Source organism: Teichococcus aerophilus, assembly GCF_014490485.1.
GTDB classification, from domain to species: Bacteria; Pseudomonadota; Alphaproteobacteria; order Acetobacterales; family Acetobacteraceae; genus Pseudoroseomonas; species Pseudoroseomonas aerophila.
Map to the genome: position 1 here is coordinate 43,780 of NZ_JACTVA010000024.1, position 12,402 is coordinate 56,181.

Below are 12,402 nucleotides of genomic sequence, written 5' to 3' on the forward strand. Positions count from 1 at the left end.
AGGAGACGTCCCAATGTTCATGCGCGTAGACAAGCTGCAGGCTGAACTGCCCGCGCCGAAGCGGAAGGACCCCAACGCCGCCGCCGCGTTGCAGGAACTGCTCGGCGGCAAGTACGGCGAGATGTCCACGCTCGGGAACTACATGTTCCAGAGCTTCAACTTCCTTAGCAAGGACAAGCTGAAGCCGTTCTACAGCCTGGTCGCCGCCATCACCGCGGAGGAGTTGGGCCATGTCGAGCTGGTGAGCAACGGCGTCGCCATGCTGGCCAACGGCCCCGACAACGATGGGGACATGGAAGCCGGCGGCGACATCTCCCAGGCACCGTTCGAGGCGATGAAGGACATCCGCTCCTTCGCCAGCTTCGCCTCCAATGGCGGTGGCGCGATGCCGGTGAACAGCAACTCCATGTCCTGGAACGCGGACATGGTGACCAGCACGGGCAACGTCGTCGTCGACCTGCTGCATAATTTCCACCTGGAATGCGGTGCCCGCCTGCACAAGCTGCGGGTATACGAGACGCTGACCGACCCGACCGGGCGCGAGGTCTGCGGCTATCTGCTGGTGCGCGGCTCGGTCCACGCGCATGCCTACGCGCTGGCGCTGAAGCAGATCACCGGCGTGGAGCTGGAGAAGTTCCTGCCGACGCCGAACATTCCGCTCGACAAGATCCCCGAGTGCCAAAAGTACCTGCAGGAAGGCTCGCACCGCCGGCTCTATACCTTCAGCCCGGCCGACTACAAGTCGATGGCCGGCATCTGGGGCAATGGCGAGCAGGCGCTGCCGGGTGACCCGCCGGGCGAGTTGCAGCTGGTCGACGGCATGCCGGAAGGCGGCAAGATCCACCAGCTGAGCGGCGTCCCCTCCGCCTTCACGCCGGACTACGCGCCGGAAGAGATGTTCGAGATCGCGACCAAGCTCTACAAGGCGTCGCGCTAAAAGCTTCCTGGCCCCTGGCGGTTCCGCCGGGGGCCAGGCTTTCCCGTTCACCCGATGGGCTCGTCGATCATCCAGCGGCTGAGGATTTCCTCCACGCACAGCACCTCGACCTGCTGGTTGTAACGGCGCCCGAACAGCGACAGCACCGCGTCATGCGTCGCATCGGTCGAGGAACAGACGGCATCCTTGGCCAGGATCACCCGGTAGCCCCGGTCCACCCCGCCCAGCACGGCGGCCAGCACGCAGACATCGGTTTCCGCCCCGCTGATGATCAGGTCCTCGACCCCGCGTGCCACCAGAATACGCTCCAGCTGCGGCTGGGACCACGGATTGTACACCCATTTGTCGATGACCTCCGCCGGCGGCACGAAGCTGCGCAGCGGGTCCACCAGTTCGATGGCATGATCTGGCAGGGCTTCCAGCGTCATGTCGGCCCAGCGTTCGTAGTAGGGTTTCCAGCGCCCGCGCCCCTGGCCCGGCCGTTCCGCCGGGATGAAGCGGGTGAAGATGGTGCGGTCCGGCCGCGCCGCCGCCAGCCTCGTCACCGTCGGCAGGACGCGTTCCATCCAGGGCGTCGCCCAGGACGAACCAGGCAGGAACAGGTTCTGCATATCCACGCACAGGTGCATGCATTTCTGTAGTGGATTGCCAAGGGATGTTGTGTTTTGCAGGGTACTTCCTCCTCTGGGGGAATGAACCGCCGCATCCGGCCCCGGTTTCCGTGCGTGCCCCCCGCCAGGCCCCGGCGGCCCGGACAACGAGCCAGGCAAGCCACGGGCCACACCGCCCGTAAAAATAGTTCAGACCAAGGTACGATACCGTACAAACAGCCACGTCCGGTTGGTGTAGCGGGGGAACATGACCCGCCTGACCTTGCGCCAGCCATCGGGGCCGCATCCACGCCCTCAAGCTCGCAGCAGGAGTTGACCGTGCCCGACACTTCCATCGCTTCGCTGAAGCCCCGCAACCACCTTCTGGCCGCGCTGCCCCCCGCCAGCCTGGAACGGCTGAAGCCGTTGCTGACCTCGGTGGAGATGCCGCTGCGCCAGGTCCTGCACTCGCCGGACGAGCCGATCGAGCGCGTCTACTTTCCGGAGACCGGCTGGGTGTCCATGCTGGCGGTACTGGAGGATGGCGATTGCGCCGAGGTCGGGCTGACCGGGCGCGAGGGCATGGTCGGCCTGCCAGTCGTGCTGGGCGCGGACCGGGAGGATGTGGAGGCCATCGTGCAATGCGCCGGCACGGCGCTCAGCGCCGAGGCCAATGCCTTCCGGGCGGAGCTGGCGGCCAACCCGCCGCTGATGTCCCTGCTGCTGCGCTACGCGCTGGTGCATCTCGGCCAGATCGCCCGCACCGCCGCCTGCAACGGCCACCATGTCACCGAACAGCGGCTGGCCCGCTGGCTGCTGATGTCCCACGACCGCGCCGAGTCGGATGAGTTCCCGATGACGCATGAATTCCTCTCGCTGATGCTGGGCGTGCGCCGCGCCGGCGTCAGCGTCGCGGCCAGCGTGCTGCAGAAGGCCGGGCTGATCAGCTATGAGCGCGGCCGCATCGCCATCACCGACCGCCCGGGGTTAGAGGCGGCCTCCTGCGAATGCTACGGCATCGCCCGCCGCGCCTCCGACCGTCTGTTCCACCCGCATCTGAGCAAGCGGGACAGGTACCGGGATTGAGACCGAACCGGCTGGCCCCGCCGCCGTCCCGGCATGCCGCCGACCGGTGTGCCCCCAACCGGCAGCCGGCCCGGGCGCCCGGCCGAGACAGTGCGTAGCGAGGATGAAGCGTATGCAGGCAGAGCTCAGCGATGCTGAACTGGATGAACTCTGGCAGCGCCACCTGGAAGGGCACCCCCTTCCCGCCGATGTGACCGCGCATGCGACCATCCGCGGGCCGCAGCTGATCATCAGCCTTCCCCCCGCCCGCACCTTCTGGACCCGGCAGGAGCAGCCCAGGCAGAGCCGTGCCTGGCATAAGGTGCTCGTCCTGGGCTGAAGCGGCGCGGCCACGCTTCGCCATATTCTCCGCGCATACAGGCAACTCTGCCGGTCCCGCCGCGCTTTCGCTCGCAGCAGAACGCGGGGCACGCCATGGATGCGGTGGGACGTGACGGCGTGCCGGTCGAGATTCCGGACATGCACTCGCCCTTTCAGGGCCGCGACGGCCGCATGGTCGCCGTCCCCCTCGGCTACCTGCCGGCGGAGGGGCCGGACGGGCGCATCGTGCCCATCCCGCCCGGGCAGATGAGCCTGCCCGACGGGCGCGGCCGGATGCGCCTGCTGTGACGCCCGCCGCGTGCTGGCCGGCCTGGAAGGCCCTGACGCAGGGCGATGCGGCCGTGATCTCCCCTCCCGGCGCGAAGATTACGGCGGAGGAAGGCGGAAGCATCGGCAGTACCCGACATAGTGCCGGCCGCCCCTGCCCGCCCGCCACGATGACTGGCCCGGTTCTTATCGCTACGCCGGGGCGCCCAGTCGGTGTCAGGCTCCGCTGATGGACCCCGCAGCCTTCGCGCCCGCCTTCGCCGAGCTTGCCCAGCGGCTGCAGCAGCAGGAGCTGCTGGCCGATTTCGGCCTGTTCGCCCTGCGCGGCCTGACCTTGCAGCCGGTGCTGGATGAGGCCTGCCGGGTGGCTTCCAGGGGCCTGGCCAGCCAGTTCGCCAAGGTCCTGCGCTACCAGCCGGCCGAGGGCGACTTCCTGGTCGTGGCCGGCGTGGGCTGGCGCCCCGGCGTGGTCGGCCATGCCCGGCTGGGCGCGGACCTGGCCAGCCCCGCCGGCTACGCCTTCCGTACCGGCAAGCCGCTCATCTCCAACCACCTCGATGCGGATGACCGCTTCCGCACGCCGGACATCCTGATGGAGCACAACATCCAGCGGGCCATCAACGTGCTGATCGGCGGCGGCGACACCCCCGCCTTCGGCGTGCTGGAGGTGGATAGCGGCGAGCGCAGCGACTTCGAGAGCCGCGACACCGCCTTCCTGCAAGGCCTGGCCAACATCGTCGCCGCCGCGGTGGAGCGGACTGAGCGCCAGGAAGCCCTCCAGCGCAGCGAGGCCATGACCCGCCAGCTGTTCGAGAGCAGCCCCGATTGCGTGAAGGTGATGGACCCGGACGGGTACCTGCAGCGCATGAACGTCAACGGCCTCGGACTGCTGGAGATCGACGATTTCAGCACCCTGGCCGGCCAGCCCTGGGAAACGCTGTGGCCGGCGGCGGAGCGGGAGCAGATCCGCGCCATGATCGAGGCCGCCCGCGCCGGCCGCAGCGGGCGGTTCGAGGCCTTCTGCCCCACCGCCAAGGGCACGCCGAAATGGTGGGACGTGACCGTGGGCCCGGTGATGAGCGAAAGCGGGCGGATCGAAAGCCTCGTCTCCGTCTCCCGCGACATCACCCAGCGGCGGCACGACATGGCGGTGAAGGACCAGCTGCTGGAGCAGAAGGACCTGCTGATGCAGGAGGTCCATCACCGCGTCCGCAACAGCCTGCAGTTGGTGCGCACCCTGCTGCAGCTGCAGGTGCTGACCATCACCGACCCCGCGGCGCGCGAGGCGCTGGAGGAAGCGGGGCAGCGGGTCATGACCGTCGCGGCCGTGCACAAGCAGCTCTATGTCGGCCAATCGGTGAAGGAGGTGGAGCTGCAGCCCTACCTGGAAGGGCTGCTGGCGGATCTTAGCGTCTCGCTCACCGATCAGGTCAACGGCCGCCGCATCACCTGGACGGCCGACGCGATGCAGCTGCCGCCGGATTGCCTGACCTCACTCGGCCTGATTGTGGCCGAGCTGGTGACGAACGCGCTGAAATACGGCGTCGGCCAGGTCAAGGTGACGGTGCAGATGGCCGATGCCGCCGTGCGCATCTCGGTCGAGGACGAAGGCCCGGGCTTTCCCGACGGGTTCGACCCGGGGCGTAGCCACGGGCTGGGCATGCGGCTGGTCACTTCCATGGCCAATGGGGCGGACGGCGTGCATGTGGACCGCAGCGGCGGCACCAGCCGCATTGTCGTCGACTTGCCATTGCCGTGACATGACGCCGCCAAACGCCGCGCCCCGGCGTTGTAGCAGGGAATCCTTCGACGAGAGTGCCATGCCTTCCCCTTCTGCGCCCTGCCTGCTTTTGGTGGACGATGACCCGCTGGTCCGGATGGTGCTGACAATGGGCCTGCAGGACAAAGGCTACGACGTCACCGAAGCCGCCACCGGCGAAGCTGCGATGGTCCTGCTGGAACGCGGCCTGCAACCCATGGCCGTGGTGTCCGATATCGACCTGGGCCAGGGCTGCAACGGCATCGAACTGGCCGAGCGCCTGGCCGATACCCACCCGGGCCTGCGGGTGGTGCTGATCTCCGGCCGCCTGCGGCCTGAACTGAAAGCCGACAGGAACCACCGGGCCTTCCTGCCCAAGCCCTTCATGATCGAGGCGCTGGTGCGGCTGCTGCAGCACTGATGGTGTTTGGCGTGGGAAGGCCGGGGACGGCATTCCCGGACCCCATCTTGTTTCTTCGAGTTTCGGCGGGGCTGTTCAAGCCGTGTGCTTGAAGGACAGCTGCGTGGGCCGGAAAATCCAGGATTCCCGGCGACGGAGGGTTCAGCCCTTGGCCCGTGACTAGGTCATCAGGCAGCGCCAGATCTCAACCTGAAGCCCGCCGCCAAACTCCCAGAAAGAAAAGAAGGGGCCTGGGGAATTCCTTCCCCAGCCTTCCCGCCCCCTCAATTCGCCGTCACGCCCGCTTCGCGAATCAGGCGCGCCCAGCGCTGCAGCTCACTGCCGATCAGCGTGGCGAATTGGTCCGGCGACATCGGGGCCGGGACCGCGCCTTCCTGTTCCAGCCGTTCCCTCACCGCCGGAGTGTTGAGGCTGGCGTTGATCTCGGTATTCAGGCGCAGGATCACGGCCGCGGGCGTGTTGGCGGGCGCGGCGATGCCGTACCAGGGCACCACGTTGAAGCCGGGGGAGACGGTCTCGGCCACGGTCGGCACGTCCGGCAGGCTGCCGACGCGTTCGGCGCTGGAGACAGCGAGGGCCTTGAGCAGGCCTTGCTTGACCAGGGGCATCACTGTCGGCGCGCCCCCCAGCGTCACGTCCACCCGGCCGGCCACCAGGTCGTTCAACGCGGGGCCGAGGCCGCGATAGGGGACGTGTTCCATCTCCAGCTTCAGCGCGTTGAGGAAGGCGAGCATGACGATATGCCCGGCGCTGCCATTGCCGGCGGAGCAGTAGCGCAACTGGCCCGGGTTCGCCCGCACATGCGTCACCAGGCCCTGGATGTCCTGGAAGGGCAGCCTGGGGTTCACCACCAGCACGTTGGGCACCAGCGCGATCATGGCGACCGGCGCGAAGTCCTTCTGCACGTTATAGGGCAGCGAAGGGTAGATGGCCGGGTTCACCGCCAGCGTGCCGATATGGCCGAGCAGCAGCGTGTAGCCATCCGGCGCCGAGCGGGCGACAGCTTCCGAGCCCACGGCACCGCCGGCGCCGGCGCGGTTCTCCACCACCACGGTCTGTCCCAGCCGCGTGGTCAGCTGGTCGGCGATGGCGCGGCCCAGCGTGTCGTTGGCGGCACCGGGCGGGAAGGGCACGACCAGCCGCAGCGTCTGGTTCGGCCAGGGGCCGGCGGCGCGTACGGGAAGCCCCGGCAGCGCCAGCAGGGCTCCGCCTGCCAGCAGATGGCGGCGCTTCATGACAGCACCCCGGCATCCTGGCGCAGCCCGGCGCGTTGCGCGGCGTCGTAGCCCAGCTCGCGCAGGATCTCCTCGGCATGCTCGTCCAGGCGGGGGGCGAGGCGGGGCGGCGCGCTGCCGCTGCGGGAATACCGGTTGGCGTGGCGCAGGCCCAGCATCGCATCCTCCTCGTTCAGTCGGGCATCTTCCTCGACCAGCGTGCCGGAGCCGCGGAGTTGCGGATCATCCAGCAGGCTGTCCAGCGTGTGGCAGGGCATCGCGGGTACGTCGTGGCGGCGCAGCAGCGGCAGCCATTCGGCGGTGGTGCGGGCGGCCATCGCCTCCGCCCGCAGGCGGAAGTAATCCGCCACGTTCTCCAGCCGCGCGGCGACGCTCCGGAAGCGCGGGTCCTCCTTCAGCTCCGGCCGGCCGATGGCGTCGAAGAAGCCGCGCGCCTGCGCATCCGTGTTAGCGGAGACGCAGATATAGCCGTCGAGCGTCGCCAGCGGCCGTGCATCCGGCGTCATGATGCGCGGGTCGCCGAAGGCGCCGCCGGGGCCGAAAGTACGCTGGCCCAGATGCTCGGACAGCACGAAGGCGGCGGCGTTCTCGAACATCGGCACCTCGATCGCCTGGCCCGGCCCGTCCGCGCCACGGCCGACCAGCGCGGCGCAGATGGCCTGGGCAGCGATGATGCCGACGATATGGTCGGTCAGCACGAAGGGCGCGAAGCGGGGTTCGCCGGTCTGCTGCTGGAAGCAGGCGGAAACGCCGGAGAGGCCCTGGATGATGGTGTCGTAGGCCGGTGCGCCATCATACGGCCCGCCGCTGGCGAAGCCCGAGATGGTGCAGTGGATCAGGCGGGGGTTCAGCGCCGCCATCGAGGCCGCGTCCAGCCCCAGCGAGGCCAGGGCCTTCGCCCGCATGTTGCTGATGAAGACGTCCGCGGTCCCGGCCAGCCGCCGCATCACGTCCTTCCCTGCCTCGGTCTTGAGGTCGAGCACGATGGAGCGCTTGTTGCGGTTGAAATGCAGGAACTTTGGCGAGAGGCCGGCCGCGCCGGCCGGGGCGCGGCCGCCGAGCCGTCGCATCAGGTCGCCCTCCGGCGGCTCCACCTTGATGACGTCGGCGCCCTGCTCCGCCAGCAGCAGCGTGGCGGTGGGGCCGACGATGACGCCGGTGGCATCCAGCACGCGGATGCCGCGCAGCGGGCCGCCCATTCCCGACGTGCCCGTTCCCGATGCACTTGTTCCCGGCGCGCTCATGCCGGCACTCCGCTGGCCTCGGCCTCCGCGATCGGGCGGCCAGCCTCGTCCAGCGCCCAGAGCCGCAACGTGCCATCGGCTTGCGCATGGCAATGCAACTGCCCCTGCCGGCCGACGAAGAACGGCCGCACGTTGCGCACCGCCAGATAGCCGATGCGCCCGCCGGGCAGCTGGCGCTTCGCCAGCTCACACAGCCGCAGCGCCGTCAGGCCACCGTTCACGATCAGCGCGGGATAGCGCTCCTCCCCCTGGGTGTAGGGCAGGTCGTAGTGGATGCGGTGGCCGTTGAAGGTCACGGCGGAATAGCGGAACAGGGTGACACTGTCCGGCGCATAGGGCTCGGTGGCCGTGGCGGGGGGCAGCGGCGCCGCTGGCGGCGGGGTGGCGGGCGGCGGGGTGGCGCCGGGGGCGGCTTCCTCCCGGTAGACGATGTCGTGTTCCTCCGTGATCGCGGGCACGCCATCGGCCTCGATGCGGTGGTCGACGCGCACGAACACCATGCGGCCGCTGCGCCCGGTCTTCGGCGTGATGGCGGCGATGGTGGAGGTACGGCGCAGCTCCGCGCCGATCGGCACCGGGGCCAGGAAGCGGATGCGCCGCCCGGCGAACATGCGGCGCGGCAGCGGCACCGGCGGCAGGAAGTCGCCCTTTCGCGGGTGGCCATCCGGCCCCAGCTGCGATTGCGGCGTGGTGGGCGCGAATAACACCGCGTGCCAGCCTTCCGGCAGCGCATCGCCCCGCCGCAGGCTGTTGGCATCCCGGTCCAGCAGCGCGGCCAGGCGGCGCACGATGGTCAGCGAGGCTTCATCCTCGGTGGTCTCGCTGCGGCCGACCCAGCCCTGCAGCGCGTCCGTCTCGACGAGCGTATCCGGCATCGTTGTCTCCCTTGCCGGATATCTGGCGAGACGCTGGAGGATGCGTCCAATGCAATGAGATGACAGGTCGATGCACGCTGTGCATCATGCCTGGATGCACCTCGACCTTCCCGGGCTGGAAGCCTTCATCGCGGTGGCGGACCTGGGCTCCTTCCAGCGCGCGGCGGCGCGGCTGGGCATCAGCCAGCCGGCGCTGACCCGGCGGCTGCAACGGCTGGAACAGATCGTCGGGCGGGAATTGCTGCTCCGCCGTTCCCGCCCCATCCGGCTCAGCCCGGCCGGGGCCGCGTTGCTGCCGGAAGCCCAGGGCGCCATGGCGCGGTTGGCGGATGCGATGCGCCGTGTCGGCGACAAGCCGGAATCGCAGCACGTGACGGTGGGGTGCCTGCCGACGCTGGCGGTACGCTACCTGGGCCCGCTGCTGGCCCGCCACCGCCGCCACTGGCAGGGCGGTGAAGTGGTGGTCTACGACCTCTCCGGCGCCGAGATCCGCAGCATGCTGGAGGAAGGGCGGCTGGATTTCGCCCTGGCCGCGCTGGGGCCGGAGCACTGGGAGGTGGAGAGCATCCCGCTGCTGGAGGAGCCGTTCTTCCTGGTCTGCCCACGGGACCACCGCCTGGCGCGGCGGGAAACGGTGGCGTGGGACGAGTTGGCGAAGGAACCGCTGATCTCCATCGGCCCGCTCAGCGAGAACCGCCGCATCATCGAGGCGGCACTGAAAGGCGCGCGCGTCACCGCCCGCTGGCGAGTGGAGGTGCGGCATCTCTCCACCGCCGTGGCCCTGGTGGCGGCAGGGGCGGGGCTGACGGCGCTACCGGCCTCCGCCGTGGCCGGGCAGGCCGGGCATGCAGTGGCCGCCGTGAAGCTGGTGGACCCGGCGCTGACCCGCCGCATCGGCCTGCTGCGCCGGCGCGACCGCGTGCTGGCCCCGGCGGCGCGGGACCTGATGGAGCAGATTCTGCACATGCTGAAGGATGCGCCGCCATGCTGACATGCCGCACCCGGCAGCAGCTGGCCGCGATCATCGTGCGTTAGGCGCCATAGGCGGCGCAGGCGGCGCAGGCGGCGCAGGCGGCGCAGGCGGCGCAGGCGGCGCAGGCGGCGCAGGCGGCGCAGGAGGCGCAGGCGGCGCAGGCGGCAGGGAGAGGAGGTAGCGGGAATGGCGGGCACCACAGCGATCTGTCGGGAAGCGGCCACGAGCACCGCATGGCCGGCACCCCCGCCTGCCCGCCGAAGCCCGGCGCTCCGGAAGCCGCGCCGGTGACGGGGCCGGAGATGACGCGCGCGGCGCTGCGGCAGTCGGTCGCCAGCCTGCTGCGGCTGGCCAATGGCGACGTGCAGGATGCGCAGACGCTGCTGGATGCCGGCAGCACCCGCAACACCGCGCGCCTGCTGCGCCATGCCGTGACCGGACTGATCGAGGCCGTCGTCGCCTCCGAACAGGGCTATACCGGCCCTGCCGACACCTCCCGGATCAGTGAGGAAAACCCGCTAAAGGCGGATCTGCTGCGGCTGGATAAGTTCCCCGGCCTTGCGCCCGCCATGCAGCAGGACGGGCGGTTGGCGAAGCCGCCTTCGACGACGTTCCTCATTGGCCCGCTGCGTGATGTCGCTAAGATGCTGGACCGGCTCAAGCGGCATTTCGGCGTGGACCTGGAGGGCAGTGGCCAGGCCCGTACGGCCGACCCGCCCCGCCCATCTCAGCCTGAACCCCCGCCACCGCCTGCCGCAAAGCCGCAACCTGGCGCGGAGCGGCGGAAGGCGGATAATGCTTCACCCCCGGCCAAGGCTGCGGCACGCGCCAGGCCCGCCGCCCGGCCTGCGAAGACGGCCAGCCCGCCGCCTGCCGCGCGTTCGCATGCCGGCCTGTCCTCCGGCAGCTTTTGGGCGCTGGTGGACCGGTGGAAGCTGGTGGATCTCGATGCGCTGCGGCTGATCGGCCATGCCGGCGGCCTGACCAAGAAAGGCACCAGGCCACGCTTCAAGCTGACCGAAGCGGAGGCCGAGGCCGTGGCCGCGATGCGCTCCCTCGATGAGACGTTGGAGCAACTGGGCCTCGACCCCGCACAGTGGCTCCAGGCGCCGCTCCGCCCGGCACCGTTCGGGGGCGCCAAGCCGATCGGCCTCATTCTGAAGACACGTCTGCAAGGCCTTCGGGAGGCCAGCCACTACCTGACGCAAATGGGCTTGCGGCTGTCGCTTCAGGAAAGCTGAAGCGCCTGCCGGGGTCTTGGTGGAAATGCCTCAGCATCGGTGTTTGCCAGCGCCTGCGCGGCGGGAGCTTGCCACGTCTGGACCGGCTCCCAATGCGCCGGTCCTCGCCTGCCTCTGCGTCGGAAATTCCTCCATCCCGCGCTCGCCGAAGCGCCTGGAGATGACTCCACGGTCAACCGCCTCACGCACCCGGTGCCCGCAGGCATCGTGGAGAGACGGCCCCCTCCACTCGCCACGCCAGCATGTCTCAGCCCTTCCCGGCTCCCCACATGCCGCTTGGCAGGAGGGGCGCCGGGCCGGTCGCCTCAGCCCCGGGGGGCATCCTGGAAGTATGGCGCCAGGTTGCGGCGGACGCGCTCCAGCACCGGCTCCCCGGTCCCCGGCGGGGTGAAGCGCTGGCCGGTGATGGTCTCGAAGGCCTGGATGTAGACAGCGGTGGTGGCCAGGATGAAATCCTCCGGAATCTCCGGAATCTCGTCCTTGTACGGATCGCAGCGGGCGACGACCCAGTTGCGCACGAAGTCCTTGTCGAAGCTCTCCGGCTTCTCGCCGGCTTCGAAGCGCGCCTCGTAGCTGTCGGCGCGCCAGTAGCGGCTGCTGTCCGGCGTATGGATCTCGTCGGCCAGGATGATGCGGCCCTCGGCATCGGTGCCGAACTCGTACTTCGTATCGGCCAGGATCAGCCCGCGCTGCGCCGCCATCTGCTGCCCGCGCGAGAACAACGCCAGGGCATAGGCGCTCAGCTGCTCCCACTGCGCCGGCGTCAGCAGCTTCTGCGCCAGGATCTCATCCGCCGTCAGCGGCTCGTCATGCGCCCCATCGAAGGCCTTAGAGGTCGGGGTGATGATCGGGGTGGGCAGCACCTGGTTGTCCCGCAGCCCCTCCGGCAAAGTGATGCCGTACAGGGTGCGCTGCCCCGCCTTGTAGCGCGGCAGGATCGAAGTGCTGGTGGTACCGGCCAGGTAGCCCCGCACCACGATCTCCACCGGCAGGATATCCAGCCGCTGCCCGACCACCACATTCGGGTCGGGGTAGGAGACGACATGGTTGGGGCAGATGTCGGCCGTGTGCTCGAACCAGTGCCGCGCCGTCTGGGTCAGCAACTGGCCCTTCAGGGGGATGGCAGCCAGGATGCGGTCGAACGCACTGATCCGGTCGCTGGCGATGATGATGCGGTGGCCATTGGGCAGGTCGTAATTGTCCCGCACCTTGCCGCGATAATGGTTGGGCAGTTCCGGGATGGTCGCATCGCGCAGAGCGTAATGCGCATAGGCGCGAAGGGCTTCCTGATCCATGAGCAACTCATCCTGATGCGGCAGTGGTGCGGCGGGCGCCAGGGAAAGGCCGCGTCCTGCCCCTTCCCCCACAGGCTTATACAACGGGCGGGCGACACGGAAACGCCACGATACAGGGCCGCATGCCGGCCATGCCCGCTGCCCCCGCCCCGCCGTGG

At 69.5% G+C, this 12,402-nt stretch carries 13 protein-coding genes; 8 read left to right on the forward strand and 5 right to left on the reverse strand.

The annotated features are described in order from the left end of the window. The first annotated feature begins 13 nt into the window (after nt 1-13). On the forward strand, nt 14-937 hold the full coding sequence (locus IBL26_RS14045) for a manganese catalase family protein (RefSeq protein WP_187785127.1): 924 nt from the start codon (nt 14-16) through the stop codon (nt 935-937). A 47-nt stretch (nt 938-984) separates the two neighbouring features. On the opposite strand, the gene IBL26_RS14050 is transcribed toward IBL26_RS14045, so the two are convergent. Beyond that, a complete protein-coding gene (locus IBL26_RS14050; protein ID WP_367615434.1) occupies nt 985-1,554 on the reverse strand; it encodes a cysteine hydrolase family protein in 570 nt (189 codons plus the stop codon). Nucleotides 1,555-1,866: 312 nt separating this feature from the next. Between IBL26_RS14050 and IBL26_RS14055 the strand changes: the two genes are divergently transcribed. From IBL26_RS14055 to IBL26_RS14075, 5 genes are all read left to right on the forward strand, one after another. After that, nucleotides 1,867-2,613 carry a Crp/Fnr family transcriptional regulator gene (locus IBL26_RS14055; RefSeq protein ID WP_367615435.1) on the forward strand — a complete coding sequence of 249 codons (747 nt, stop codon included), beginning with the start codon at nt 1,867-1,869 and terminating at the stop codon, nt 2,611-2,613. Between the two features lie 112 nt (nt 2,614-2,725). Beyond that, nucleotides 2,726-2,932 (forward strand): hypothetical protein, encoded by a 207-nt coding sequence (locus IBL26_RS14060; protein ID WP_187785129.1) that lies wholly within the window; start codon nt 2,726-2,728, stop codon nt 2,930-2,932. Nucleotides 2,933-3,027: 95 nt separating this feature from the next. Beyond that, nucleotides 3,028-3,222, forward strand: a complete 195-nt coding sequence (locus tag IBL26_RS14065) for a hypothetical protein (RefSeq protein ID WP_187785130.1) — start codon at nt 3,028-3,030, stop codon at nt 3,220-3,222. A gap of 208 nt (nt 3,223-3,430) precedes the next feature. Then, entirely contained in the window at nt 3,431-4,960 is a 1,530-nt protein-coding gene (locus IBL26_RS14070) for a sensor histidine kinase (RefSeq protein WP_187785131.1), read from the forward strand. Between the two features lie 61 nt (nt 4,961-5,021). Then, nucleotides 5,022-5,381 (forward strand): response regulator, encoded by a 360-nt coding sequence (locus IBL26_RS14075; protein ID WP_187785132.1) that lies wholly within the window; start codon nt 5,022-5,024, stop codon nt 5,379-5,381. Between the two features lie 263 nt (nt 5,382-5,644). Here IBL26_RS14075 and IBL26_RS14080 read toward each other — a convergent pair whose 3' ends face one another. The 3 genes from IBL26_RS14080 to IBL26_RS14090 are packed head-to-tail and all read right to left on the reverse strand — an operon-like array spanning nt 5,645 to nt 8,735. Beyond that, entirely contained in the window at nt 5,645-6,616 is a 972-nt protein-coding gene (locus tag IBL26_RS14080) for a Bug family tripartite tricarboxylate transporter substrate binding protein (protein WP_187785133.1), read from the reverse strand. Continuing rightward, complete coding sequence (locus IBL26_RS14085; protein WP_187785134.1) at nt 6,613-7,815, reverse strand: CaiB/BaiF CoA transferase family protein; 1,203 nt, start codon at nt 7,813-7,815, stop codon at nt 6,613-6,615. Before IBL26_RS14085 ends, IBL26_RS14080 begins: the two co-directional genes overlap by 4 nt. Nucleotides 7,816-7,856: 41 nt before the next feature. Further along, nucleotides 7,857-8,735, reverse strand: coding sequence for an FAS1-like dehydratase domain-containing protein (locus IBL26_RS14090; RefSeq protein ID WP_187785135.1), 879 nt, complete (start codon nt 8,733-8,735; stop codon nt 7,857-7,859). 70 nt (nt 8,736-8,805) lie between these two features. Here IBL26_RS14090 and IBL26_RS14095 point away from each other — a divergent pair, with 70 nt between their 5' ends. After that, nucleotides 8,806-9,726 carry a LysR family transcriptional regulator gene (locus IBL26_RS14095; RefSeq protein WP_187785136.1) on the forward strand — a complete coding sequence of 307 codons (921 nt, stop codon included), beginning with the start codon at nt 8,806-8,808 and terminating at the stop codon, nt 9,724-9,726. Nucleotides 9,727-9,941: 215 nt separating this feature from the next. Further along, complete coding sequence (locus tag IBL26_RS14100; RefSeq protein WP_187785137.1) at nt 9,942-10,949, forward strand: hypothetical protein; 1,008 nt, start codon at nt 9,942-9,944, stop codon at nt 10,947-10,949. A gap of 305 nt (nt 10,950-11,254) precedes the next feature. Here IBL26_RS14100 and IBL26_RS14105 read toward each other — a convergent pair whose 3' ends face one another. Continuing rightward, nucleotides 11,255-12,244 (reverse strand): phosphoribosylaminoimidazolesuccinocarboxamide synthase, encoded by a 990-nt coding sequence (locus IBL26_RS14105; RefSeq protein ID WP_187785138.1) that lies wholly within the window; start codon nt 12,242-12,244, stop codon nt 11,255-11,257. Nucleotides 12,245-12,402: the final 158 nt, after the last annotated feature.